This is a genomic window from Achromobacter semiaridum (assembly GCF_053543755.1).
Genome location: NZ_JBLVOL010000020.1, coordinates 18,256 through 44,687, shown reverse-complemented (window position 1 = coordinate 44,687; position 26,432 = coordinate 18,256). Strand labels below are relative to the sequence as shown.

At 66.0% G+C, this 26,432-nt stretch carries 20 protein-coding genes; 9 read left to right on the top strand and 11 right to left on the bottom strand.

The features are described from left to right. Positions 1-1,491: MFS transporter (locus tag ACNPP0_RS06965; protein WP_448705415.1), on the top strand; the 1,491-nt coding region annotated here is incomplete at its 5' end. A gap of 35 nt (positions 1,492-1,526) precedes the next feature. Here the strand turns inward: ACNPP0_RS06965 and ACNPP0_RS06960 are convergent. The 6 genes from ACNPP0_RS06960 to garD all read right to left on the bottom strand — a co-directional run bounded on the left by ACNPP0_RS06960 (position 1,527) and on the right by garD (position 8,172). Beyond that, complete coding sequence (locus ACNPP0_RS06960; protein ID WP_448705414.1) at positions 1,527-2,621, bottom strand: Crp/Fnr family transcriptional regulator; 1,095 nt, start codon at positions 2,619-2,621, stop codon at positions 1,527-1,529. 133 nt (positions 2,622-2,754) lie between these two features. After that, a complete protein-coding gene (locus ACNPP0_RS06955) occupies positions 2,755-3,720 on the bottom strand; it encodes a helix-turn-helix transcriptional regulator (protein ID WP_448705413.1) in 966 nt (321 codons plus the stop codon). 140 nt (positions 3,721-3,860) lie between these two features. Next, a complete protein-coding gene (locus tag ACNPP0_RS06950) occupies positions 3,861-4,199 on the bottom strand; it encodes a hypothetical protein (protein ID WP_448705412.1) in 339 nt (112 codons plus the stop codon). A gap of 134 nt (positions 4,200-4,333) precedes the next feature. Beyond that, positions 4,334-5,338 (bottom strand): Bug family tripartite tricarboxylate transporter substrate binding protein, encoded by a 1,005-nt coding sequence (locus tag ACNPP0_RS06945; protein WP_332608265.1) that lies wholly within the window; start codon positions 5,336-5,338, stop codon positions 4,334-4,336. A 120-nt stretch (positions 5,339-5,458) separates the two neighbouring features. Beyond that, the gene (locus ACNPP0_RS06940; RefSeq protein ID WP_448705411.1) at positions 5,459-6,508 is read right to left on the bottom strand and encodes an SMP-30/gluconolactonase/LRE family protein; all 1,050 of its coding nucleotides are present in this window, start codon (positions 6,506-6,508) and stop codon (positions 5,459-5,461) included. Between the two features lie 80 nt (positions 6,509-6,588). Further along, positions 6,589-8,172, bottom strand: coding sequence for a galactarate dehydratase (gene garD / locus ACNPP0_RS06935; protein ID WP_448705410.1), 1,584 nt, complete (start codon positions 8,170-8,172; stop codon positions 6,589-6,591). A 249-nt stretch (positions 8,173-8,421) separates the two neighbouring features. On the opposite strand from garD, the gene kdgD (ACNPP0_RS06930) reads away from it, so the two are divergent. The 5 genes from kdgD (ACNPP0_RS06930) to ACNPP0_RS06910 all read left to right on the top strand — a co-directional run bounded on the left by kdgD (ACNPP0_RS06930) (position 8,422) and on the right by ACNPP0_RS06910 (position 15,377). Continuing rightward, on the top strand, positions 8,422-9,336 hold the full coding sequence (gene kdgD, locus ACNPP0_RS06930; RefSeq protein WP_448705409.1) for a 5-dehydro-4-deoxyglucarate dehydratase: 915 nt from the start codon (positions 8,422-8,424) through the stop codon (positions 9,334-9,336). Positions 9,337-9,398: 62 nt separating this feature from the next. Next, positions 9,399-10,982 (top strand): aldehyde dehydrogenase (NADP(+)), encoded by a 1,584-nt coding sequence (locus ACNPP0_RS06925; protein WP_332608269.1) that lies wholly within the window; start codon positions 9,399-9,401, stop codon positions 10,980-10,982. A 273-nt stretch (positions 10,983-11,255) separates the two neighbouring features. Next, the gene (locus tag ACNPP0_RS06920; RefSeq protein ID WP_448705443.1) at positions 11,256-11,858 is read left to right on the top strand and encodes a sigma-70 family RNA polymerase sigma factor; all 603 of its coding nucleotides are present in this window, start codon (positions 11,256-11,258) and stop codon (positions 11,856-11,858) included. Further along, positions 11,855-12,850 carry a FecR family protein gene (locus tag ACNPP0_RS06915; RefSeq protein WP_448705408.1) on the top strand — a complete coding sequence of 332 codons (996 nt, stop codon included), beginning with the start codon at positions 11,855-11,857 and terminating at the stop codon, positions 12,848-12,850. The genes ACNPP0_RS06920 and ACNPP0_RS06915 overlap by 4 nt, the downstream gene beginning before the upstream one ends. A gap of 136 nt (positions 12,851-12,986) precedes the next feature. Beyond that, the gene (locus tag ACNPP0_RS06910; RefSeq protein ID WP_448705407.1) at positions 12,987-15,377 is read left to right on the top strand and encodes a TonB-dependent siderophore receptor; all 2,391 of its coding nucleotides are present in this window, start codon (positions 12,987-12,989) and stop codon (positions 15,375-15,377) included. Positions 15,378-15,427: 50 nt separating this feature from the next. Here ACNPP0_RS06910 and ACNPP0_RS06905 read toward each other — a convergent pair whose 3' ends face one another. The 5 genes from ACNPP0_RS06905 to ACNPP0_RS06885 all read right to left on the bottom strand — a co-directional run bounded on the left by ACNPP0_RS06905 (position 15,428) and on the right by ACNPP0_RS06885 (position 22,736). Then, on the bottom strand, positions 15,428-16,576 hold the full coding sequence (locus tag ACNPP0_RS06905; RefSeq protein WP_448705405.1) for a hybrid sensor histidine kinase/response regulator: 1,149 nt from the start codon (positions 16,574-16,576) through the stop codon (positions 15,428-15,430). Between the two features lie 20 nt (positions 16,577-16,596). After that, complete coding sequence (locus tag ACNPP0_RS06900; RefSeq protein ID WP_448705404.1) at positions 16,597-17,223, bottom strand: chemotaxis protein CheB; 627 nt, start codon at positions 17,221-17,223, stop codon at positions 16,597-16,599. After that, positions 17,220-18,059 carry a CheR family methyltransferase gene (locus ACNPP0_RS06895; protein ID WP_332608274.1) on the bottom strand — a complete coding sequence of 280 codons (840 nt, stop codon included), beginning with the start codon at positions 18,057-18,059 and terminating at the stop codon, positions 17,220-17,222. The genes ACNPP0_RS06900 and ACNPP0_RS06895 overlap by 4 nt, the downstream gene beginning before the upstream one ends. Before the next feature lie 35 nt (positions 18,060-18,094). Beyond that, positions 18,095-21,523, bottom strand: a complete 3,429-nt coding sequence (locus ACNPP0_RS06890) for a response regulator (protein ID WP_448705403.1) — start codon at positions 21,521-21,523, stop codon at positions 18,095-18,097. A 226-nt stretch (positions 21,524-21,749) separates the two neighbouring features. Next, complete coding sequence (locus ACNPP0_RS06885) at positions 21,750-22,736, bottom strand: Bug family tripartite tricarboxylate transporter substrate binding protein (RefSeq protein ID WP_448705402.1); 987 nt, start codon at positions 22,734-22,736, stop codon at positions 21,750-21,752. A gap of 274 nt (positions 22,737-23,010) precedes the next feature. Here ACNPP0_RS06885 and kdgD (ACNPP0_RS06880) point away from each other — a divergent pair, with 274 nt between their 5' ends. The 3 genes from kdgD (ACNPP0_RS06880) (at position 23,011) to ACNPP0_RS06870 (ending at position 26,407) form a co-directional block, all read left to right on the top strand. Next, positions 23,011-23,925, top strand: coding sequence for a 5-dehydro-4-deoxyglucarate dehydratase (kdgD, locus tag ACNPP0_RS06880; protein WP_448705401.1), 915 nt, complete (start codon positions 23,011-23,013; stop codon positions 23,923-23,925). Between the two features lie 294 nt (positions 23,926-24,219). Continuing rightward, complete coding sequence (locus ACNPP0_RS06875) at positions 24,220-24,948, top strand: FadR/GntR family transcriptional regulator (protein ID WP_046807055.1); 729 nt, start codon at positions 24,220-24,222, stop codon at positions 24,946-24,948. A 442-nt stretch (positions 24,949-25,390) separates the two neighbouring features. Further along, positions 25,391-26,407, top strand: coding sequence for an amino acid ABC transporter substrate-binding protein (locus ACNPP0_RS06870; RefSeq protein ID WP_332608276.1), 1,017 nt, complete (start codon positions 25,391-25,393; stop codon positions 26,405-26,407). Positions 26,408-26,432: the final 25 nt, after the last annotated feature.

The following is a 26,432-nucleotide window of genomic DNA, read 5'->3' as shown; positions in this document are numbered from 1 at the left end:
ATGCAGACGGCGGCCACCTTGCCGGTGTTCCTGCTGGCCATTCCGGCCGGCGTGCTGTCCGACATCCTGGACCGGCGGCGCTTCCTGATCATCATCCAGGTGCTGCTGGCCTGCGTCAGCTTCACCCTGCTGATGATGGCCAAGACCAACACGCTGACCGTCGAAACCTTGATCGCCCTGACCTTCCTGGGCGGCGTGGGCACGGCACTGATGGGGCCCACCTGGCAGGCCATCGTGCCGGAACTGGTGCCCAAGGCCGAACTGAAAACCGCCGTGGGCTTGAACTCGCTGGGCATCAACATCGCCCGCGCGTTGGGCCCGGCCGTGGGCGGCTTGCTGCTGGCCGCGTTCGGCGCGGCCGCCGCCTATGGCGCGGACGTGTTGAGCTACGTGTTCGTGATCGGCGCGCTGATCTGGTGGAAGCGGCCCAAGAAAGTGGACGACGGCTTGTCGGAGCAGTTCTTCGGCGCCTTCCGCGCGGGCGTGCGCTTTGCGCGCGCCAGCCGCGAGCTGCACGTGGTGTTGCTGCGCGCGGCCGTGTTCTTCATCTTTGCTAGTTCAGTGTGGGCGTTGCTGCCGCTGGTGGCGCGCCGCATGTTGGGCGGCAGCGCCGGTTTTTATGGCGTGCTGCTGGGCGCGGTGGGCGTGGGCGCGATTCTGGGCGCCGTGGTGTTGCCGCGCCTGCGCGCGCGCCTGAACACGGACGGCCTGGTGCTGGCAGCCGCCGTCGTGGCCGCCGCCGTGATGGCGGCGCTGTCGTTCGCGCCGCCGCAATGGGCCGCCGTGCTGCTGCTGTTGCTGCTGGGCATGGGCTGGATCGTGGCGCTGACGACGTTCAACGGCGTGGCACAGGCCATCCTGCCCAACTGGGTGCGCGGCCGTGGGTTGGCCATCTACCTGATGGTCTTTAACGGCGCGATGGCGGCGGGCAGCCTGGGTTGGGGTTTGTTGGCGCAAGAGATCGGCGTGCCGGCGACCTTGCTGGCTGGCGCCGCGGGTCTGCTGGTGGCGGGCGTGCTGCTGCACCGCATGCGCCTGCCGCAGGGCGAAGCCAATCTGGACCCGTCCAACCATTGGCCCGAGCCCCTGCTGGACACCCCGGTGGAACACGACCGCGGACCGGTCATGGTGCAGATCGAATACCGCATCCGCGTGCAGGATCGCCCCGCGTTCCTGGCCGCGCTCAAGTCGGTAGCCGAAGAAAGGCGGCGCGATGGCGCCTATGCCTGGGGCGTGGCCGAGCACACGGGCGAACCCGAACGTGTGCAGGAATGGTTCCTGGTGGAATCGTGGGCGGAACATCTGCGCCAGCATCAACGCGTGTCGCAGGCCGATGCCGACTTGCAAGGCGAAGCCCAACGCTTTCATATCGGTCCGGAAAAGCCGGTGGTGCATCACTTCCTGGCGCTGGACTTGCGGCAGGGTAAGTCGGGGGGCAGTACGGAAGCCGGGGGCAGGACGGAAGCCGGGCGCAGTACGGAAGCCGGATAAGGCCGGCGCAAGCCGCAGCCGGCCGACCCGCCGGTTCAATGCGCCGAGGCGTCCAGGAAGCGGTGCACGACACGCACCGCGGCCGCGCCCTCGGCGATGCCCGCCAGCACTTGCGGGACACAGCCGGCGCGCACCGCGCCGGCCGCGAACACGCCGGGCTGCGAGCTTTCATAGGCGCGCGCCTGCATGGACCCGGCGGCGGCGCGGCCGGTGTGGATACGGCCCCGGCCATCGGTGTCCAGGCAGCCTTCCAGCCAGTCGGTGTTGCCCAGACCCGATCCATCTTCGGCCAGGCCCGTCGCCACGATCAGGCTGCGCGCCTCGATTACCTGGCAGTCATCCAGCCACACGCGGTAGGGATAGCTGGCGCTGTCGAACGCCGTGGCCAGGCGTTGCGGCATGACGTGGGTCCCAAAATGGCGGCTTTGCGTTTCGGCGCGGCGCAGCAACCCGCCGTCGCACAGGCCCGTGATGGTGCCCGGAAAGGCGGGCAAGGCGTAGGCGCCGGGCGCTTGCCCCCCGCACAGGGAACCGCCCACCAGCAGCGTGTGCAGCCCCTCTGACGCCGCATAGGCCGCAGCCGCCAAGCCGGCCGGACCACCACCGATAACCGCCAGATCCATCACCGGGTCCACCCGCCCCACCCCCATGGCCGACCGCAGGATCGCGCCGCCATACGGGCGTTGGCGCAAATAGCTGATACGACGCAGCATGAACGCCCGCAGCACGATGTCGGCCAGCGCCGGTTCGGCCGACAGCAGCCGCGCCAGGGCTTCGCGCGACAGGCGCAGCAGCCGGCTGTCCGACGCGGCGCGTGCCGTGACCGCATTGGGGCGGTCGGTGAACAGGTCCAGGCTGCCGGTGAATTCGCCATCGCGATGCACCAGCAGGCTTTGCATGGCGCCATCGGGTTCGCACTCAAGCACTTCAACCGTGCCTTGCAGCAGAATGTGAAAGGCGGCCTCCTGGCTGCCGCTTTGCAGCAGCACGCTGCCGCACGGCGCCCACATGGGCTGGCCGTACGGCGCGGCGCGCGCGATCTGGTCGGCGGAAAGCATGGGAAACGCCTGCGCATGCAAGGCCGGCAAGTCCGGCGGACGGCAGGCAAGATCGATGGCTGGGCGATTCATGAGGTTCACGTCCGGGAAGTCCGAAGAAAGCGGCAAGATACGCTATCAAGATAGCTTCGGGCTGCCGGTGGGTCTTGCGTACTTGGGTGTTGCTTTGTACGAAAGAGCAATGATCGCACAAGGGGCAAGCGCCCTAGGCGTGCACCTTGCGCCAGGCGCCGGGCGACACGCCCACCACACTGGTGAACACGCGCGTCATATGGGCCTGGTCCGCAAAACCGCACAGCAGCGCCACGTCGGTAATCGACTGACCCGGCACACGCAGCAATTCCTGTGCCTTTTGCACGCGTTGTTCCAGCAGCCAGCGGTGCGGCGTGGTGCCCACCGTCTGGCGGAAGGCCTTGATGAAGTAGCTGCGCGACAGGTTGCAGGCTTCTGCGATATCCGTCATGGACAGGTCTTCGCGCAAGGTCGAAAGCAGCATGTCCTTGGCGCGCGCTTCCAGCTTGCGCGAGAGCACGCGCGTGCCCCCCGCGGGCGCCCAGCCGGTGGTGGCGCCGGCGCCGTAGTGCGACAACAGGTGCGCGCCGATCGTCAGGCTCAGGTGCTCCACAAACAAGCTGTTGGCCGGCGCGGGCTGCGCCAGCACCGTCGTCAATACTTGCGACAGATTTGCCAGCACGGGGTCGCCCTTGCCGGTACGCGGCAGCAGGCTGCTGACACGCGGGCCGCCTTTTTCATCATTGACGCGTTCAATGAAGGCGCGTGGCAATTCGATCAGCACGAAATCAAAACCGCCGGACAGATCCGCGCGGTAGTCATCGTTGAAATCGCGGATGTAGACCGAGCCGATGTCGAAATCGTGGGCGGCGGCGTGCGGGCCTTGCAGGATGCGGCGGCGGTGGCCACCCTGCATCGCCACGCCCACCAGAAAACCCCGGTCGGACGCGGGCGTCTCCACGGTGCCAAAGCGGTCGTTGTTGGTGCGTTTGCGATAGAACGTCAGCCCGCCGCCTTCGAAATGCTGGTTGATGACCAACTTGCTGGCCGAACATCCCAGGGCGTCGGTGGACGGCGCGGGAATGGGCGCGGCGGCTGCCAGCAGGAAGGGTTCAGGCCCTGGGGCGGGCTCGGACATAAGGCGTTGGCGGGCAGGCATGGATGGTTCCCCAGGGTCGCGACCGGTGCAAAGAAACGCAACAATCTTGTTATCGGCGGGAAGATAACAGGCCATGTTGCCGCGCAACAAGTATCGTCACGCATTTTTTCAACATGGTGGCACCGCGTGTGTCATCGACACTAACGCGGTAACACGGGGCCGGGCGTCAATGGCCCCACGGGCTGGCCGGAACGCGACGGCATCGGCGGCAATTTCGGCTGCGCCGGACCGCTCCACGGCGGGTTGGCGGGAGTCGTGCGTGAGCCGGGTTGCGGGTAGCGGGTGCCGCCACAAGACGTGCCCAGGCAGGGTTGCCCGCTGCGGTTCGGGTCCACCGTCTTCGGGCATGACGTGCCCAGGCACGTATCGGGCAAGGTGTGCGCGGACGCGGGCGGTTGCGGGACGCTGGGCACGCCGTCCCGCGCCGACGCGGGGCCGGCCGCCAGCGCCAGGGACGCGGCCAGGATCAGGGCTTTCATCGCGGCTCCAGAGGATGACGAATTCGGGGCAAGCCTGGCACGAGTGTGCGCCCATCCGCCCCGCCTTCGCAACACGTGGGACCGGAGCAGTCCGTGCAGCGCGCGCGTCCGCCCAGCCCACGCCGGCCCCCGCATCAATCCAGGCGGATGTCCGCGCTTTTCACGACCTTGGCCCAACGCGCGCGTTCGCTGTTGAAGAACTGCGTCAGCTCGGCGGGGTTGCGCGTCACGATCTCGGCGCCCTGCTCGTTCAATTGCGCCTTCACGTCGGGCTGGTTGACGATCTGCGCCAGCAGCACGGCCAGGCGTTCGGCCACCGGGTCCGTGGTGGTCACGGGCGCCATCACGCCTTGCCACGTGCCCGATTCAAAGCCCTTCACGCCCTGTTCGGAAATGGTCGGGATATCGGGCACGAGCTGCATGCGTTCGCCCTTGGAAATGGCGATGGGGCGCAGCTTGCCGGCCTTGATGTGCGGCAACGTGGCCAACAGGCCGTTCATGATGATCTGGGTCTGGCCGCCGATGGTGTCGGTGACCGCCTGCGAGCCGCCCTTGTACGGCACGTATTCCCATTGCGCCCCGGTGGCTTGCTGCACGGCGACGGCCGCCAGGTGCGGCGCGCTGCCGATCGCCGTCACGGCAAAGTTCAGGCGCTGCTTTTTCGACAGGTCCACCAGTTCCTGAACCGTCTTGGCCGGCACGTCGGGATGCACGGCCAGCACGTGCGGCGAATACGCCAGCATGCTGACGGCGCGCAGGTCCTTGGACGGGTCGAACGACAGCTTTGTGTACACGGACGGGCTGATCGCCAGCGCGCCCACATCGCACAGCAACACGGTGTGCCCTTCGGCCGCCGATTGCACCACCAGGCCCGCGCCCAGGTTGCCGTTGGCGCCGGGCTTGTTTTCAACGACCACCGTCTGCTTGAGCGCGTCGGACAGGCGCGGCGCCAGGATGCGCGCGATGATGTCCGACGACCCCCCGGGCGGGTAAGGCACGATGATGCGCACCGGCCGCGTGGGCCAGTTCGCCGCATTGCCGCCGGCAGCGGCGCCGGCTTGCTGCGCCCATGCCGGCACCAGCGGCGACAGGCATAGCGCCGCGGCGCCGCCCAGGAAATGTCTCTTGCTTACGTTCATGCTGTCTCCACACTGTTTGAGGTGTTCTTGGGTAAAACTGGCGCGGCGCCCCGCTTGCGTCGCCGCGCACGAAGATCAAAGTGGCCTGCTTTCATTGGCCTGCGATCAGGCCCGCTGTCCTCAGGCCGCCCCGCGCGTTTCCACGTACAGGGCGTACAACGAATGGCTGCTGGCCATGAACAGGCGGTTGCGCTTGGCGCCGCCAAAGCACAGGTTGGCGCAGCGTTCGGGCAGCCGGATATGGCCGATGGGCTTGCCGGCGGGGTTGAACACCATCACGCCGTCCAACTCTTCCGATTTGGCATTGGGCGCGCCATTGCTGCCCCAGCCGCACCACAGGTTGCCGTCTTCGTCGCACTTGATGCCGTCGATGGCGCCGGGGCCTTGCGCGTCGATATGGACGCGCTTGCCCGACAGCGCACCGTCCGCGCCCACGTCAAAGGCCCACACGACGCGGTTCGGTTGATGGCGCGACTCGACCACGTACAGTATCTTTTCGTCCGGCGAAAAGCACAGGCCATTGGGGCCGGCCAGGTCGTCCAGCGCGCGCGTCACACGGCCGTTGGCCGGGTCGATGCGGTAAACGCCGTGCGGCAGTTCCGGCTTTGCCTTGTCGCCTTCCCAATGCCCGCCGATACCGAACGGCGGATCGGTAAACCAGATGACGCCGTTGCGCTGGCAGACGATGTCGTTGGGCGAATTCAGCCGCTTGCCGTCATAGCCATCGGCCAGCACGGTGATGGACCCGTCGTATTCGGTGCGCGTGACGCGGCGCGTCAGGTGCTCGCAGGCCAGCAGGCGGCCCTGGCGGTCACGCGCCAATCCGTTGCTGAAATTGGCCGGTTGGCGAAACACGCTGATCGCGCCGGTGGTTTCGTCCCAGCGCAGGATGCGGTCATTCGGGATGTCGGACACCAGCAGATAGCGGCCATCGCCCACCCAGACGGGGCCTTCCAGCCAACGGAAGCCGCTGGCCAGTTGCTCGACGCTGCTGCTGTAAATGCGGTATTTGGAAAACTCCGGGTCCAGGATGCGCACTGACGGGTCGGGGTAACGCTGCTGCGGCGTGAAGTTGAACGACTGCGCCTGGGCCAGCGCGGCCGGTCCCAACGCCAATGCGGCACCCAGCAGTCGGCGGCGGCCGGGTTTGGCCAAGGGGGCATGCTCCATCGGTGTCTCCTCTTGTCGGTGTAGTGCGATGGCAATGCGGTCCAGCGGATGATCCGGCGCTAACCCGGATCAGCGACGCGTCAGGTCACGGGCCCCGGGTTGAACAACGCCAGGGCGTTATGCAGCTTGAGCTTTTCCGCACAGGTCTGCTGGCGGCCGCTGGCCACGTCCAGCATCAGGCGGAACAGTTCCCAACCCACGTCTTCAATCGTGGCCTGGCCGGTGGCGATGCGGCCCGCGTTGACGTCCATCAGGTCATGCCAGCGCCGCGCCAGGCTGTCGCGCGTGGCCACCTTGATCACCGGCACTTGCGCCAGGCCGTAAGGCGTGCCGCGCCCGGTGGTGAAGATATGCAGGTTCATGCCGGCGGCCAGTTGCAACGTGCCGCAGATGAAATCGCTGGCGGGCGTGGCGGCAAAGATCAGGCCCTTTTGCGTCAGGCGGTTGCCGGGCGACAGCACGCCATGAATCGGCGACGAGCCCGACTTCACAATGGACCCCATCGCCTTTTCCACGATGTTCGACAAGCCGCCTTTCTTGTTGCCCGGGCTGGTGTTGGCGCTGCGATCCGCCATGCCGCGTTGCAGGTAGTCGTCGTACCAGGCCATCTCGCGCACCAGCGCATCGGCCACGTCCGGCGTGGCGGCGCGCGCGGTCAGCTGGTCGATGCCGTCGCGCACTTCGGTGTTCTCCGAGAACATCACGGTGCCGCCCGCGCGCACCAGCAGGTCGGTGGCGAAGCCCACGGCGGGGTTGGCCGTAACGCCCGAGAACGCGTCGCTGCCGCCACACTGCACGCCCACCGTCAGGTCCGACACGGGGCAGGTTTCGCGGCGGCGCGCGTTCAGCTTTTGCAGGTGGCGTTCGGCCGTGCGCATGATCAAGTCGATCATCGACTGAAAGCCCACGTTTTCCTCGTCTTGCAAGACGATGGTGTCCACGCGTTCGGCGTCATCGCCGCTTTTGCCCATGCCCTCGCCCGCGCGGATGGGGATGGCGTTGGGCGCCAGCAAGCGTTCCGGTTGCAGCTTTTCGCAACCCAGGCTGACCACCATGGACGTGCCGCCAAAGTTGGGGTTGCGTGCAATGTTGTGCAGCGTGCGGATGGGAATGGCGGCGCCCGGCGCGTCAATGGCCACGCCGCAACCGTAGGTGTGTTCAATGCCGACCACGTCGTCCACATTGGGATAGCGCGGCAGCAGTTCCTGGCGGATGCGCGCCACGGCGTGTTCGACCACGCCCTGCACGCATTGCACGGTGGTGCTGATGGCCAGGATGTTGCGCGTGCCGACAGTGCCGTCGGCATTGCGATAGCCTTCGAACGTATAGCCTTCCAGCGGCGGCAGCGGTGTAACGCGCGTGCCCACCGGCAGGTCTTCCAAGGTGCGCGCCGACGGCATGGTGGTCACGCGTTCATTCACCCAGCTGCCGCGCGGCAAGGGCTTGGCCGCGTAACCGACCACCACGTTGTAGCGGACCACGGCATCGCCCTCGGCCAGATCGCGCAACGCGACCTTGTGCCCTTGCGGCACGGCGTCCACCAACTGCAATCCATCGGGCAGCACCGTGCCGGCGGGCAAGCCGCCTTCATTGGCGACGATGGCCACGTTGTCATCCGCGTGTATCTTGATGAGCACGGGCGCCTGGGGTTGCGCAACCTGCATGAAAAGTCCTTTTGCATGGGGATGCAGGCGGGCCCGGCATCCGGAAACGTTATCGTACAACCGTGAGAATATCCTTGAACACGGTCAAAAATAAATTTCGGGTTTCCCCTTGTCTACAAGTGAAACCATAGGGCGGGCGCCCTTGAATCGGCCGAAAACGTGTTGTACGATGACTTACCTTTTCACCACCGCCCCCTCGTGGCAAGCCCGCTTTAGCACGCTGCCGCGACCCCACCGGACGACCGCGCTATGACCACCCCGCAGGAACTCAAGGAAATTGTTTCGGAAGGTTTGCTGTCCTTCCCCGTGACGGACTTTGACCAGAACGGCGATTTCAACGCCAAGACCTATGCCGCGCGCCTGGAATGGCTGGCCCCGTACGGCGCCACCGCGCTGTTTGCCGCGGGCGGCACCGGCGAGTTCTTCTCCCTGGCGCCCCAGGAATATTCCGATGTCATCCGCACCGCCGTGCAGACCTGCGCCGGCAAGGTGCCGATCCTGGCCGGCGCCGGTGGCCCCACCCGCACCGCCATCGCCTACGCGCAAGAAGCCGAGCGCCAGGGCGCCAAGGGCATCCTGCTGCTGCCCCACTACCTGACCGAAGCCTCGCAAGACGGCATCGCCGCGCACGTGGAAGAAGTCTGCAAGTCCATCAAGATCGGCGTCATCGTCTACAACCGTGCCCAGTCCCGCCTGTCGGCCGACAGCCTGGAACGCCTGGCCGAACGCTGCCCCAACCTGGTCGGTTTCAAGGACGGCATTGGCGACATCGAAGCCATGGTGCGCATCCGCCGCAGGATGGGCGACCGCTTTTCGTACCTGGGCGGCCTGCCCACCGCCGAAGTCTATGCCGCCGCCTACCGCGCGCTGGGCGTGCCGGTGTATTCGTCGGCCGTCTTCAACTTCGTGCCCAAGACCGCCATGGATTTCTACCGCGCCATTGCCGCCGGCGACTCGGACACCACCAACCGCTTGCTGGATGACTTCTTCCTGCCTTACCTTGAAATCCGCAACCGCAAGGCCGGCTACGCGGTCAGCATCGTCAAGGCCGGCGCCAAGCTGGTCGGCCACGACGCCGGCCCCGTGCGCGCCCCGCTGACCGACCTGACCGGCGATGAGCTGGAAATGCTCAACGCCCTGATCAAGAAGCTTGGCCCGCAGTAAACGGCCGCACTGAACTGCAATCAGCCCCCGGATTCGGGGGCGTTTTTTTCGGAGAATTCCTCATGACACTGACCGGCCAAATGCTGATCGGCTCGACCCCCGTCCTGGGCGCGGGCGCCGCGCAATACGCCATCAACCCGGCCACGGGCGAACGCCTGGAACCGGCCTTCCCTGCCGGCTCGTCCGACGACGTCGCGCGCGCCGCCGAGCTGGCCCGCGCCGCCTTTGACCCTTACCGTGCCGCCCCGCTGGAAACCCGCGCGCAGTTTCTGGAAAGCATCGCCGAAGGCATCCTGGCGCTGGGCGACGCACTGATTGAACGCACGCACCTGGAAACCGGCCTGCCCGTGGCCCGCCTGCAAGGCGAACGTGGCCGCACCGTGGGCCAGTTGCGCCTGTTTGCGCGAGTCGTGCGCGACGGCTACTTCCTGGACGCCACGATCGACCCCGCACAACCCGAACGCCAGCCGCTGCCGCGCGCCGACTTGCGCCTGGCCAACGTGGCCCTGGGTCCCGTCGCCGTGTTCGGCGCCAGCAACTTCCCGCTGGCCTTCTCGGTAGCGGGCGGCGACACCGCTTCGGCGCTGGCCGCCGGCTGCCCCGTCATCGTCAAGGCGCACAACGCGCACCCCGGCGCCTCGGAAATGGTGGGCCGAGTGATCCAGGCCGCCGTCGCCAAGCACGGTTTGCCCGAAGGCACGTTCTCGTTGCTGTTTGGCGCCGGCAGCGAAATCGGCACCGCGTTGGTGTCGCACCCGGCCATTGCCGCCGTCGGCTTCACGGGCTCGCGCCGTGGTGGCCTGGCGCTGGTCGCCGCCGCCAACGCCCGCCCCGTGCCGATTCCCGTGTACGCCGAAATGTCCAGCATCAACCCCGTGTTCCTGATGCCGGCCGCTTTGGAAGCGCGCGCCGAAGCCATCGCCAAGGGCTTCGTGGATTCGCTGGCCATGGGCGTGGGCCAGTTCTGCACCAACCCCGGCCTGGTCGTGGGCGTGGAAGGCCCGGCGCTGGACCGCTTCCGCAAGGCGGCCGCCGAGGCGGTCACCGCCAAGGGCGCGGCCACCATGTTGACCCCGGGCATCTTCGCGGCTTACCAGGAAGGCGCCGATGCGCTGGCCAAGCACGCCAACGTGGCCACCCTGGGCCGGGGCGAAGCGTCCAAGCCGGCCTCCAACGCGGCGGGCGCGGTGGTATTCGGCACCGAAGCCGACCGCTTCCTGGCATCGCGCGAACTGGAAGCCGAAGTGTTCGGCCCCGCCTCGCTGGTGGTGGGCTGCCGCGACGTCGCCCAGATGACGGCCGTGGCCGAGCACCTGGAAGGTCAGTTGACCGCGACGCTGTTCGTGGACGATGCCGACGTGTCTCAGGCCAAGTCCTTGTTGCCCGTGCTGGAACGCAAGGCCGGCCGCATCCTGGCCAACGGCTACCCCACCGGCGTCGAAGTCAGCCACGCCATGGTGCACGGCGGCCCGTTCCCAGCCACGTCCAATCCGTCTTCCACGTCGGTGGGCGCCACGGCAATCCGCCGCTTCCTGCGCCCGGTCTGCTATCAGGACCTGCCCGACGCGCTGCTGCCCGACGGCGTCAAGCGCGCCAACCCCTTGTCGATCGCTCGCATGGTCGACGGGGTGCTGACGCCGGCTTGAGCAAGCAAAGAACGGCAGCCCGCGCCCGCGCAACGCGGCGCGCGGGTTGCCGCGGGTCCGGGCTGCGGGTCCGGGCCGGTGGTCCGGGCCGGTGACCGGGGTTCAATAGCGGGGCCATGACGCCCCCGCGCCACACTGGTTTTTGCCCGGGTTGCCAAGCCGCCCGGCGCCGCGCAATAATCTGCGCTCGGTAAATAATTGATAAGTGTTCGCATTAGCATTAATGCAGGCACCTGTCGCGAGCGGGCGGGATCCTTGAGCGCTGCACCCCCTTTGTCCACGGACTTCGAACACCTGTACGGCAACCATCATCACTGGTTGCTGGCCTGGGTGAACTGGCGTCTGGGCAACGCGGCCGATGCGGCCGACCTGGCTCACGACGCCTTCGTGCGCCTGTTGACCCGCCCCTGCCACTTCGACAGCCCGCAGCAAGCACGCAGCTATCTGCGCAAGATGGCCAACGGCATGTGCGTGGACCTGTGGCGCCGCCGCAGTCTGGAACAAGCGTGGCTGGACGCGCTGGCCACCCAACCCGAACCCACCGTTTCGTCCGCCGAAGACCAGGCCATGGTGCTGGAGGCGCTGGGCGAAATCGACACCATGCTGCGTGAACTGCCGCCCAAGGTCGCGCACGCGTTCGTCATGGCGGTGGCGTGTGAAATGACCGACAACGAAGTCGCGGCAACGCTGAACGTGTCGCCGCGCATGGTGCGCAAGTACGTGGCGCGCGCCATGCTGTGCTGCATGAAGCTGGAAGCGCGCCTGGCCGCCGGGCTACCGGATGAGGGCGCTGCGGCCCCTGCCCCCGCCGCGGCGCCCGCAACACGCACAGCACCCGCAGCACCCGCAGCACCCGCAACACGCACAGCACCATGACGGCCGTGGCATCCGTCGAACCGTCGCACCGCGTCATGGAAGAAGCCGCCGAATGGTACGCGCGGCTGCGCACCGGGCAGGCGTCGGCCGCCGAGCAGCAGCAATGGCGGCAATGGATGGAACGGGGCGCTGAACAGCGGCAAGCGTGGAGCTATGTTGAACGTATCGACCGCCGTTTCACCCCCTTGCAATCCAGCCCTGACCGCCACGCTGCCGTATCGGCGTTTCGCCAGGCGCGCACCGATGCGCCGCGCCGTCGCCGCCAGGTCCTGCTGGGTCTCGCCGGCACGCTGGGGCTGTCGTGGATCGGTTGGACCGCATGGCGCCGGACGCCCTTGTCCGCGTTGGCCACGCTATGGGGCAACGACTACCAGGCGGGCGTGGGCGTAACCCGGCGGGTGACACTGGCGGACGGCACCACGGTCTGGATCAATGCGCTAAGCGCGTTCAACGTGGCGTACAACAACACCGAACGACGCCTGCAACTGGCGGCCGGCGAAATTCTGATCGATACCGCCAAGGACCCGCTCAGGCCCTTCTTCGTGGAAACTGGCCAAGGCCGCTTGCAAGCTTTGGGCACGCGCTTCTCGGTCAGCCAGGGCGATGCGGGCACGCTGGTCGCGGTGTATGACGGCGCGGTGCGCGTCAACCTGTTGCGCTCGGACGCCAGCGAGGTCGTCAACGCAGGCCAGCAGGCACGTTTTACGGCCGACGCCATACAGCCGTTGATGCCCGCCGACCCCGCCCGCGAAAGCTGGCGCCAGGGCCTGCTGCTGGCCAACGGCACGCCGCTGTCCGACGTGGTGGCCGAACTGCGCCGCTACCACCCGGGCCACCTGGGGCTGTCGCCCGTGCTGGGCCACCTGCCCGTCTTCGGCAGCTATCCGTTGAACGATGTGGACCGGGCGCTGACCATGCTGGCCTCGGTGCTGCCCATCCGCCTGCAACGCCCACTGCCCTGGTGGATCAGCATCGAAGCGCGCGATGCCTGAAAAATATCTTGCCAAGCGGTTCCGCATTTCGATGCGTCGTTCGATTTAGGAAGCAAGGGTTCTTGCAACGTCCGTTTCGTTGCCCGTCCACCCGCTTCCTTTATTGATCCTTCGCACGAGCGCACAGGTTTCCGTCATGTCCCACCGCTTTCCTTCCGCGCCCACGCTGGCGCTGGCCATCGCCGCCGTCTTCGCTCCTTGGGCGCCAAGCCTGCATGCGCAGTCCGCGCCCGCCACTGACTTGCTGTCCTTCGACATCCCCGCCGCGCCGGTGGGCCAGGTGCTGACCCGGCTGGCCAACGAAACCGGCATCTTGCTGGCGGCGCCGCCAGACCTGCTGGCCGGCCGCCAGAGCGGCGGCGTGCACGGCCGCTACACGCGCGGCGATGCGTTGGACCAGGCCCTGGCGGGCACCGGCCTGCGCGCCACGCGCGAGGCGCCCAACCAGTTCCGGCTGTCCGCGTTGCCCGCGGCCGGCGCCACCACACTGGAAGCCGTCACCGTGACCGGCAGCGCGCTGGACACCGGCCTGCCCCCCGCCTACGCAGGCGGCCAGGTGGCAAGCGGCGGCCGCGTCGGCCTGCTGGGCAACATGAGCGACATGGACACCCCGTTCAGCGCCACGCAATACACGTCCAAGCTGATCGAGGACCAGCAGGCGCAGAACATCGGCGACGTACTGGTCAACGACCCGTCTGTGCGCAACACCTATTCACGCGGCGCCGGGCGCGATGAGTTCAACATTCGCGGCTTCACCCTGTTCAACTACGACGTGTCGTTTAACGGCTTGTACGGCGTGTCGCCGCGCAACGCCAGTTCGCTGATCGGGGTGGAGCGCGTGGAAGTGCTGCGCGGCCCCAACGCCTTGCTTAACGGCATGGCGCCTTACGGTTCGGTGGGCGGCGCGATCAACCTGGTGCCCAAACGCGCCGGCCCCGAGCCGCTTAACCGCTACACCGTCAACTACATCGGCGACTCGCAGTTCGGCGCGCACGCCGACCTGGCGCGCCGCTATGGCGACACCCAGCAATTCGGCGTTCGCCTGAACGTGGCCGGCAGCGGTGGCGACCTGCCGCAAGACGGCTCCAAGGAAAACCTGGGCGCGGTAGCGCTGGGCCTGGATTACCAGGGCGAACGCTTCCGGCTGGACGGCGACATCAACTACCAGAACCGCACCACCGACGCGCGCAGCGGCTTGCTGTTCCCACCGTCGCCCGGCGTGGACATCGGCCCGGCGCCCGACGCACGCCGCAACTTTTTTCCGTCGTGGACCTATTGGAAGACCAAGGAATGGTCGGGCGCACTGCGCGCCGAGTACGACCTGACGCCCGACTGGACGGTGTATGGCGCCATCGGGGCGCGCAAGCACGACTTTGAAAGCCTGCAAACCAGCTGGTTGATGCTGGACGGTAACGGCGACATCGGCGCCGTGCCTGCACGGCTGAACGAAAACCTGCTTAGCAAGACGGGCGAAGTGGGTCTGCGCGGGCGCTTCAACACTGGCGCCATCCAGCATGAACCATCCATCAGCGCCAGCGCGCTGGACATCGATTACTCGTCGGCCCGCATCCGTTCGCGCACGGTGTTTTCGAACCTGTACGACCCGGCTGACCTGCCCAAGCCCGACATCGCGCGGCCGGGCGACTTGCCCAAGACCAGCGAGTCGCGCCTGTACAGCGTGGCGTTGGCGGACAAGATCTCGTTCCTGGATGACCGCGTGCAGGTCATTGCCGGCTTTCGGCACCAGCGTATCGAATCCACCAACTTTGACGCCGCCACCGGGCGCAGCACGTCTGAATACGCCAAGTCGGCCGTCACACCCGCCTTCGCGCTGACCGTGCGGCCCACCCAGCGCCTGTCGCTGTACGGCAACTACATCGAAGGCTTGAGCCAGGGCGGCACCGCGCCCGAAGGCGCGGTCAATGCGGGTGAAATGTTTGCCCCGGAAATTGCCAAGCAGATCGAAGTGGGCGGCAAATACGACTTCGGCGAATTCTCCACGACACTAAGCGCATTCCAGATCGAGAAGCCCAGCAGTTTCCTGGACCCCGGCACCCGCCGCTACGTATCCAACGGCCAGCAGCGCAATCGCGGGCTGGAATGGTTGGTGCAAGGCGACGCCGCGCCGGGCGTCCGATTGCTGGGCGGCGTGGCCTATACCGACGCGCGCCTGACGCGCACCGAAGGCGGCGCCAATGACGGCAACTGGGCGCCCGCCGTGCCGCGCTTTCAGTTCAACGCGGCAGCGGAATGGGACACGCCTTTCCTGCCCGGCCTGACCGTCACGGCGCGCATGTTGCGCACCAGCCAGCAGTATGTCGACGTGGGCAACACGCAGACTATCCCGGGGTGGACGCGCTTTGATCTGGGCGCGCGCTACGCGTTCAACGCCAGCGGCACGCCGATGGTGGTGCGGGCAACGGTGGAGAACGTGTTCAACAAGAACTACTGGCAGTCGGCCGCTCGGGAAGGCCTGACCGTGGGCGCACCGCGCACGGTGCTGCTGTCGGTCTCGGCCGAGTTCTGATCTGCGCCGGGACCTGACCCACGCCGGGTTTGATCTACGCCGGGTTCGATCTACGCCGGGTTCGCCAGCGCCTCGCGCTGGCTGTCGCGCGGCAGATCCACCCGGAAGCGCGTCACGCCGTTGCGCGATTCGGCGCCGATGCGGCCGTGATGGCTCAGCACGATCTGCTGCGCGATGAACAAGCCCAGGCCCAGGCCGTTGTGGCTGTCGGCCCGACGCTCGCCGCTGCGAAACGGGTTGAACAAATGCGGCAGCAAAGCCGGCGCTATGGTGCCGCCGTTGCTGACCGTGACCGTGAGCCGGTCGGCCACCGTGCCATCGGCGTGCACATGCACCGGGATGTCGCGGTCGCCATGATGCAGGGCGTTGCCGATCAGGTTGGCAAACACCTGGCACAGGCGGTCGCCGTCCCAGACGCCCGCCATGTCGCCCACGCATTCGCATTCGATCTGCCGGTCGGGCCGGCCGGTCTGCGCTTCGTCCACCGTGCGGCGCACCAGCGTATCCATGCGCTGTTGCGCCAAGGCCAGCGTCAAGCCGCCCGCCTGCCGGATGCGGGTAACGTCAAGCAGGTCTTCGATCAGCCGCGCCATGCGTTCGCTGCTTTGCAACATGCGCTGGGCCAGGCCGCTGACGCGGCCGGGATCGTTTTGCCGCTGTAGCAAGGACGCGCCCATCACGATCGACTGCAAGGGCGTGCGCAGGTCATGGCTTAACACGGCCATGAACATCTCGTTGATGCGCAAGGCTTCGGTGCGTTCTTCCAGCTGCTGCGCCAGCGCGCGCTTGCGCTCGTGCAGTTCAAAGAACACGTTTGCCTTCATGCGCAGCATGTGCGGGTCGACGGGCTTGTACAGAAAGTCCACGGCGCCGCTTTCGTAGCCGCGAAACTGCCAGTTTTGTTCCCGCGAACCGGCGGTAATGAAGATCAGCGGAATATGGCGGGTACGTTCGCTGCCCCGGATCAGTTCGGCCAGCTCGAAGCCGTTCATGTCGGGCATCTGCACGTCCAGCAGCGCCAGCGCCACGTCACCGTGGTTCAGCAGCAGTTCAAGCGCTTCAGGGCCGGATTGGGCCTTGAGCACCTGGATCTTTTCATTTTGCAGCAGCGCTTCCAGCGCGATCAGGTTTTCGGGAACGTCGTCGACGAGCAGGCATTTGGTTCTTTCTTCTTGCGGTTTGGCAGATGTCAGGAACATGGTGTCAAAGCGGTTTAGGGTTACAGCACGCGCTGCGTCGGCAATCGGGCAAGCATGGCGGCGATCTCGTCGGGGGCCAGCTGCTCGTCCACCGCCAGCCTGGCCAACGCCGCTTGCGGCATGGTGGGCATCGAGGCGGACGACGGCAACTGCACCACGGTGCGTCCGCCGGCGGCTTGGATGGCAGCAAGGCCCTGCGCGCCGTCTTCGTTCGCGCCGGAAAGCAGGATGCCCATCAGCCGGTCGTCATAGCAGTCAGCAGCCGATTCAAACAAGACGTCAATCGACGGCCGTGAAAAATACACGGGCGCGCCTACCGACAACGCCAATCGCGGCCCCTGGTCCACCAGCAGGTGGTAATCCGGCGCCGCGAAGTACAGATGACCCGGCTGGATCCAAAGCTGATCTTCCGCCTCCAGCACGGGCAAGGCGCAGCGTTCACGAAAAATATCCACCAGCAGGCTGCGACGGTCGCGCGGCAGATGCAGCACAACGATCACGGCCGCGCACAGGCGCGCAGGCAAAGCCGGAATCAGTACGTTCAGCGCGTCAATGGCGCCGGACGAACCGCCGATGACGATGGCGTCCCACGGGCCCGCGGACGCATTCGCCACCGTTGCCGGCTGGGTCGGCGCGTCCCCGCTCACAGCCCGGCCTTTTTACGATAGATGCGTTCTTCAAGCACAAAGTCGTCAAAGTTGTCGGCCTGCCCCGTGAACCGCAGGGATTCGCGCGAGCCCAGGCCGAGAAAGCCGCGGTGCACCAGGGCTTCGTGGAACAGGCCCAGTGCGCGGTTTTGCAGGTCGCGCTCGAAATAAATAAGCACGTTGCGACACGATATCAAGTGCACCTCGGCAAAGACGCTGTCGGTGGCCAGGCTGTGATCGGAAAACACCATGTGCTCGCGCAGGCGCTTGTCGAACACTACCCGCCCGTATCGAGCCGTGTAGTAGTCAGACAACGAGCTCAGCCCGCCCGAGCGTGCGTGGTTGCTGGAAAACGCCGCCACGCGGTCCAGGTCGAACACGCCTTGCTCGGCGGCGCGCAACGCATGCGGGTTGATGTCGGTGGCGTAGATCAGCGCGCGGTCCAGCAGCCCCTCTTCGGCCAACAGGATGGCCAGCGAATAGACTTCTTCGCCGGCGCTGCATCCGGCCACCCACACCTTGATTGACGGATAGGTGCGCAGGATGGGAATGACCTCGGTGCGCAGCGCCTGAAAATAGCCCGGATCGCGAAACATGTCGCTGACCTGCACGGTCAGGAACTGCAACAGCGCGGTGAAAACCGCCGGTTCATGCAGCACGCGGTCTTGCAACTGCGACAGCGTTTTGCAACCGAACTGCGTCAGCGCAGTGTGCAGCCGCCGCTTCAGGGACGCCTGCGCGTACTCCCGAAAATCATAGTGGTAATGATGGTAGATCGCATCAAGCAGCAGACGCTGCTCGATGTCGGCAATACGCGCTTTGGCAGAGGCAGGCATGGTGGTGTTCAGCGTAAAAAAGCGCGGACGCGGCGTTAGCTGCGCATCCAGACGCGCACCAGGGACAGCAAGCGTTCAACATCCAGGGGCTTGGCGATGTAGTCGTTGGCGCCGGCCGCCAGGCATTTCTCCTGGTCGTCCTTCATGGCCTTGGCGGTCAACGCAATGATCGGCAGGCGCCGCCATTCCGGCCGGTTGCGGATGTGGCGCATCGCCGTGTACCCATCCATTTCCGGCATCATGATGTCCATCAGCACCAGGTCAATCGCGGCGATGCCGTCCGTGCCGGCGCGCTCCAGCACGTCCAGCGCCTCGCGGCCGTTGCGGGCGATTTCCACGCGCAGGCCGGTGGGCTCAAGAATGCTGGACAGCGCGAACACGTTGCGCACGTCATCTTCCACGACCAGCACCGTGCGGCCCTCCAGCGTGGAATCGCGGCTGCGGGCCAGCTCCAGCATCTGGCGATGCTCGGGCGGCAGTTCGGCTTCAACCTGATGCAGGAACAGCGTCACTTCGTCCAGCAGGCGCTCGGGCGAACGCGCATCCTTGATGATGATCGACTTGGAGAAGCGGCGCAGGTGCTGCTCTTCATCGCGCGACAGCGCACGGCCCGTGTACACGATGACCGGCGGAAACGACACGCTTTCCTGCTCGGCCATCTGCTCCAGCAATTCATAGCCGCTGATGTCGGGCAGGTTCAAGTCCATCACCACGCAATCGAACGTGGTGGCGCGCAGCAGTTCCAGGGCAGCGGCGGCGGTGGCGGCGGGCACGATCTCAACATCGTTGCGCGCCAGCAACTGACGCACGCTTTCGCGTTGGCGGTCGTCGTCTTCCACCACCAGCACACGGCGCACGTGTTGCGTGAACTTGGCTTCCAGGCGGCGCAAGGCTTCAACCAGCTCTTCGCGCTTGACGGGCTTCAGGGCATAGCCGACCGCGCCGCGCCCCATGGCTTCCTGCGCGTAGTCCGCCACCGACACCACATGCACGGGGATGTGACGCGTCTGCGGGTTGCGTTTCAGTTGGTCCAGCACGCCCAGGCCAGAAAAATCAGGCAGGTTCACGTCCAGCACGATGGCGTTGGGCCGCTTTTGCGTTGCCAGTTCCAGGCCATCGGCGGCGGTATGCGCCGCCAGGCAACCAAAGCCCATTTCGCGCGCCAGGTCGGCAAGAATGCCGGCAAAGCGCTCGTCGTCCTCGATGACCAGAATGCTGCGTTCCGGCTCGGCGTCGCCGCCGTCGCAGGCGGGCGCCGGCGCATCGGGCGTCTTGGCGGTCGGCTGCGACTGCCGCGTTTCGACCGCGGCATACACCGGTTTGGCGACGCGCGGAAACGGCGCCACGCTGCTACGCGTTGGCGCGGGCGGCGGCGCGTTTTCCAGGCGCACGGGCACTTCCAGCGTGAACACGCTACCCTGCCCCGGCGTGCTGGCCACGGTCAGTTTGCCGCCCAGCAGTTCGGCCAGATCGCGCGAGATCGACAGCCCCAGGCCCGTACCGCCGTACTTGCGGTGCGTGCTGCCGTCCGCCTGCCGGAACGCCTCGAAGATCAGTTCCTGCTGCTCGGCCGGCACGCCGATGCCGGTGTCGTGCACCGCAAAAAGCAGGCGGTCGCGTGCCGTGCGCGAGACGCGCAACGCCACCGTGCCGCGCTCGGTGAATTTCAGCGCGTTCGACAACAGGTTCTTCAGCACCTGGCCCAGACGCTTGGGGTCGGTGTGCATCGACTGCGGCACGGCGGGCTCGATATCCAGTTCCAGCGCCAGCCCCTTTTCCAGCGCCATCGGCCGCAGGGGTTCCATCAAGCGTTGCAGCGTTGAGGCGATGGTGACCGGCTCGACTTCCATCGTGGCCTGCCCGGCCTCGATCTTGGCCAGGTCCAGGATGTCGTTGATCAGCGTCAGCAGGTCGCTGCCGGCGGCGTAGATGGTTTGCGCGTACTTGACCTGTTCGGTGCTGAGGTTACCGGGCTTGTTGTCCGACAGCAGCTTGGCCAGGATCAGCGTGGAATTAAGCGGCGTGCGCAGCTCGTGGCTCATGTTGGCCAGGAATTCGCTCTTGAATTGGCTGGCCTGCGTCAGCTGGCGGGCCTTCTCGGTCAGCGCGCCCTGCACCCGCAGCAGCTGTTCGGCTTGCGCTTCCAGGTTGGTATTGGTTTGCTCGAGCTCGGTCTGCTGCAATTCCATGCGTGCCTGCGACTCTTGCAGGATGCGGCTTTGCTGTTCAAGTTCTTCGTTGCTGACGCGCAGTTCTTCCTGCTGGGTTTGCAACTCTTCGGCCTGGCGCTGGGTTTCTTCCAGCAGCGCTTCCAGGCGGGTACGGTCCTGGCCGGAACGGATCGCCGAGGCCAGCATTTCCGACGCGCCTTCCAGCAGGCCGCGTTCATCTTCACCCACCGGATGGTTAAAGCCCAGTTCGATCACCGCGTAGACACGGCCATTCATCATGGCGGGCGCCAGCACCAGCTCGGCCGGGTTGGAGCGGCCCACGGCGGAGGCGACTTCCAGGTGGCCCGCCGGCACGTCGCGCACGTGCAGCAGGCGGCGCGACATGGCGGCCTGGCCGGCCAGCCCTTCGGCCGGCAGGATCTTGCGCGCCAGCCGCTCGGGCGGCAAGGCGAACCCGCCGAACAGTTCAAGTTCACCGGTAGCGCGATCCAGCACGTAGCCCGCCCCCACCTCGGCGCCCAGGTATTCGGCCAGGTAATCCAGCGAACGCTTGCCGATTTCATCCAGGCGCAGGTCGCCCTGCAAACGCACGCTGAGACCCGACAAGCCGGTAGTGACCCACGACTGCCGCGCCTTGGTCTGATACTCGCGCACCGTCATGCCGGCGGACAACGCGATCAGGAACAACAGCAGGATCGAACCGCCCCACGAGTAGTAGGCCGACGTGGCCGCGGCCGTTGCCCCGGCGTCCCGCCCGCCGGCCAGATCTTCCATCTGCCGCGCGTACAGATCGCTGACCAGGTCGCGCAGGCGGTCCATCGCTTCCTTGCCCGCGTCGGTGCGCACCAGGGCCATGGCGCCTTCCGTGTTGCCGGCCTTTCGCATGTCGATGGTTTCGCTTAGCTCTTCAAGCTTCTGGCGGGTGATGCCTTCGATATCGTTGACGATGCGGCGCTGCGCCGGGTCGTCGGAGGTGGCGGCCTTGATCACGGCCAGCCGCTGTTCAATTAGCGGCAGCGCGCGCAAATACGGTTGCAGGTAAGGCAGTTCGCCCGTAAGCAGATAACCGCGCTGGCCGATCTCGGCATCCTTGACCGCCGAATTGAACAGGCTGAGCTGGCGCAACGTTTCCGTGCTGCGGTCCATCGCCTTGACGGCTTCGGTGCGGCTGTCGGTCGACCGCACATTCACGAAGGCGATGACCAAAGTGGCAAGCGCGGCCGTCAGGAATCCGACCAACAAAGTCCGGGGAAAGGCAGAACGGTTGGCAGGCTGCGACGACGATTTCGGCATGGTAGCGGTGGCGGTTCAAGGTAGGGGCGAGCGCCGCTGCCCGACGACGCGGCGGCCCCAGATCATGAACGAGGCGCGGTCGTGGCTAACGGCCTTAAGCGCTGGACTATACCTGTTTTGAACGCGTCTCAAAATGTGGAACAGTGCTGAAACCGTCCACCCTGCCCGCGCGGCAAAACGCGGGCCGCCACTACGCCCCGCGTCACCGCTTTGCCGCCGGATTCCCTTACTGAACCCGCAGCTTGCCGTCGGCGATGATCTTGGCCCATTTGGCCTGTTCGCCGCTCTGGAAAGCGGTGAACTGCGCGGGCGTGTTGGGCGTGTAGGCCAGGCCCAGGGCCTTCATCTTGGCGCTGACTTCGGGCTTGGCGATGATGCCGGCAATGGTCTGGTTCAACCGGTCAACCACAGCGGGCGGCGTGTTGGCGGGCGCGTAGATCGCCTGCCAGCTGCTTACGTCAAAGCCCGCGACACCCGCCTCCTGCATGGTCGGCACATCGGGCATGACCTCGGTGCGCTTGGCGGACGTGACGGCCAGCGCGCGTACCTTGCCGCTTTGGACATAGGGCAAGGCAACCAGCGCGGTTTCGAACGAGCTGGGAATCTGACCGCCGATCAAATCCTGAATGGCCGGCGCGCTGCCCCGGTACGGCACGTGCGTCAGGTGCGCGCCCGTCAACTGCTTGAAGACTTCGCCGGACAGATGCTGCGACGTGCCCTGCCCGGCCGAGCCGAAAGCGATGGTGTCGGGGTTGGCCTTGCCCGCCGCCACGACGTCCTGCACGGTCTTGTACGGTTGGTTCGCCCCCACAAGCAGCACGTTGGAAATGCTGCCCAACAAAATCACCGGGGCAAAATCGCGGGCGGCGTTGTAGTTGATGCCCGGCAACAGCGACGGGTTGATGGCGTGCGTGGCGATGGTGCCCAGCAGCAGCGTGTAGCCGTCCGGCTTGGCGCGGGCCACGGCGTCGGCCCCTAATACACCGCCCGCGCCACCCTTGTTTTCCACCAGTACGGTCTGGCTCAGGCTGGCGCCCAGTTCCTGCGCGATCAAACGGCCAAGAATGTCCGACGTGCCACCCGCTGCAAACGGCACCACCAGGGTGATCGGCTTGGCGCGTGGCCAATCGTCGGCGGCATGCGCTGACGCGGCGGCCAGGGTGGTCAGCGCCAAAGCGGCGAACGTGCGGCGCAGCAAGGGAAATGCCTTCAAAGCTTGTCTCCTTAGGGGTCGTCTAGTCTTGTACGTTGTCGTACGACTTATGGAAAAAGGAGAATACTTCGACGGCGGACCGGGTTTCAATCTAGGGTAATTCCGAATTCGTTGCGCCTTGCCGGGCGGAGTTTCATAGGGGCGACGTCGAATCCATGCTGCCGTTGCATTAAACCGGTTGTATGTTGTACGATGACATACATCTACTCCAGGCCAGGGATTTTTCCAGGCCGTCCCACGGTTCTACTCCCCTCCTTTTTATTGGATGACAGGCATGACGACTCCCCAGGAACTCAAAGAAATCGTATCGGAAGGTTTGCTGTCCTTCCCCGTGACGGACTTTGACCAGAACGGCGATTTCAACGCCAAGACCTATGCCGCGCGCCTGGAATGGCTGGCCCCGTACGGCGCCACCGCGCTGTTTGCCGCGGGCGGCACCGGCGAGTTCTTCTCCCTGGCGCCCCAGGAATATTCCGACGTCATCCGCACCGCCGTGCAAACCTGCGCCGGCAAGGTGCCGATCCTGGCCGGCGCCGGTGGCCCCACCCGCACCGCCATCGCCTACGCGCAAGAAGCCGAGCGCCAGGGCGCCAAGGGCATTTTGCTGCTGCCGCACTACCTGACCGAAGCGTCGCAGGACGGCATCGCCGCGCACGTGGAACAAGTCTGCAAATCGATCAAGATCGGCGTCATCGTCTACAACCGCGCCCAGTCCCGCCTGTCGGCCGACAGCCTGGAACGCCTGGCCGAACGCTGCCCCAACCTGGTCGGTTTCAAGGACGGCATTGGCGACATCGAAGCCATGGTGCGCATCCGCCGCAAGATGGGCGACCGCTTTTCGTACCTGGGCGGGCTGCCCACCGCCGAAGTCTATGCCGCCGCCTACCGCGCGCTGGGCGTGCCGGTGTATTCGTCGGCCGTCTTCAACTTCGTGCCCAAGACCGCCATGGATTTCTACCGCGCCATTGCCGCCGGCGACTCGGACACCACCAACCGTTTGCTGGATGAATTCTTCCTGCCTTACCTTGAAATCCGCAACCGCAAGGCCGGCTACGCGGTCAGCATCGTCAAGGCCGGCGCCAAGCTGGTCGGCCACGACGCCGGCCCCGTGCGCGCCCCGCTGACTGACCTGACCGGCGAAGAGCTGGAAATGCTCAACGCCCTGATCAAGAAGCTTGGCCCGCAGTAAACGCGCAGCAAAATTCCAGCCGCTTGGCTGAGCAGAACGCCCTCTGGTTCGAGGGCGTTTTTTTTGCTTACGCCTCCCTCGCAAAGATTCATTGCCGTTTGCTGGGCCTGTATGTTGTCATACAGGCAGGCTTTTGAATGAAGGTACGGCCGTGGCGTTGCCGTGGAAGCGCCTTATTTCGCGCCTTGATCGCGTCTTTGTACAAGCCGGCGCGATGTCCGGAAAGCGTACACTTGCGGCTCCGGACGCGGGCATAAAGCCCGCCGCAACCGCCCCACCCCTATAAGAGAGACGATGGAAACTCCCGCCCGGCCCCGCCAGCGTTCGCGCCTGACAGACGTGGTCATCCAGGAACTGAACAAGCGCCTGGACGCCCGCACCTATCGCGCCGGCGACAAGCTGCCGTCGGAACATGCGCTGTGCGACGAATTCAACGTCAGCCGCACGGTCATCCGCGAGGCGGTCGCGTCGATGCGCCTGAGTGGTCGGCTGGTCAGCAAGCCGGGGATCGGCGTGTTCGTCACGGAAGATCGCGAAAAGCCCATCGACTTCGTCATCGAACCGGCTACCGACCCGCGCTGGGCACTGCATATCATGGAGTTGCGCGCCGGGCTTGAGGTTGAAGCCTGTGGCCTGGCGGCCGAGCGCCGCAGCGCCTCGGACCTGAGCGGCATCGTGGAAGCGTTCGACGCGTTCAACCGCGCCACGCGCGACATGGAAGCCGCCGTCAAGGCCGACTACGAATTCCACCTGTCCATTGCCAAGGCGTCCAACAACCCGCACTTTCCCGCGCTGCTGCGCGCAGCGGTGCGCGACGTCATGCTGGACTTGAACATCAAGCACGGCGGCAAGACCCCCGAAGAACTGGAAACCTACGAAACCCGCAACGTGCGCGAACACGAGGCCATCCTCACCGCCATCATGCGCCGCGACCCCGGCGCCGCGCGCGCCGCCATGGCCCGCCATCTGGGCGACAGCATCGCCCGATACCGCAAGCTGCTGTCGCAGGCGCCCGCCCAATAAGCCGGCTTGCCAGGGGAAACCGTGCCGGATTCGTCACCGCCCGGCGCGGAATTACGGGAATCCCCTTACTTGCTAGCTTGTATGACAGCTGCCATCATACGTCTCATGACTTAAGGGATTGAGCTCATGCCGGGTTACCGGCCAAAGCGCCCGCCCAAGCATGACTTTCGTTATGACCCTCGTTGTACAAGTACCGCCGATGAGTCCGATCCTATCTCTACGCACGACGTTCCAGCGCTACACGACGCGTATCCATCGGCATACCCCCTGACCGCCTGAGCCGGTCAACTCGCGCCCGTTTTCCCGGGCCCACTTCCTGCCCCTCGCCTTCGCGCGCCCCACCCCGGCCTTAGCCGGCGATCGGCTGCGCGTGCGCGACGGACGCCGCTTTCCCTGTCGCTTATTCCAAGCGTTTTCGACCCCCTCCCCAGGAGCATTCTCCATGCGTAAGTTTCTGACCACCGCCGTTGCGGCGACTTTGCTGTGCGCCGCCTCTGGCGCGCAAGCCGGCGTGACGTTCGATGCCGTCAAGAAAAAGGGTTTCTTGCAGTGCGGCTTTGCCGGCATTCCCGGCTTCTCGGTGTTGGACAGCAAGGGCGAATGGACGGGGCTGGACGTGGACATGTGCCGCGCCGTGGCCGCCGCCATGTTCGGCGACGCGTCCAAGGTCAAGGGCAATGTGTTGACCGCGCAAGCGAAGTTCACCGCCTTGCAGTCCGGCGAAATCGACATGCTGTCGCGCAACACCACGCAGACGCTGACCCGCGACACCACGCTGGGGCTGATCGGCGTGGGCGTGAACTTCTATGACGCGCAGGGCCTGATCGTCAAGAAGTCCATGAACGTCAAGAGCGTGAAGGAACTGGACGGCGCGACGATCTGCGTGCAGCCCGGCACCACCACCGAACTGAACCTGGCCGACTACTTCCGCAGCCGTGGCCTGACGTTCAAGCCCGTGCTGGTCGAGAACTACGACGAGAACTTCCGTCTGCTGGAATCGGGCCGTTGCGACGCCTACACCAACGACAAGTCCAACACCGCCGCCAACATGCGCACGCGCCTGGCCAAGCCGGAAGACTGGGAAATCCTGACCGAAAACCTGTCCAAGGAACCCTTGGGCCCGATGGTTCGCCAAGGCGACGAACAATGGTTCAACGTGGTGCGCTGGTCGCTGAACGCGATGCTGGAAGCCGAGGAATACGGCATCACGTCCAAGAACGTGGACGACATGCTCAAGAGCACCAACCCGAACGTGCAGCGCATCCTGGGCGTGACGCCGGGCATGGGCAAGAACCTGGGGCTGGACGACAAGTGGGCCTACAACATCATCAAGCAGGTGGGCAACTACGGCGAAAGCTATGACCGCGCCATGGGCAAGGACAGCCCGCTGAAACTGGAACGCGGCCTGAACAAGCAGTGGACCCAGGGCGGCCTGATGTACGGCTGGCCGGTGCGTTAAGCCCGGCCTTCCCTGTGCGGGGGGG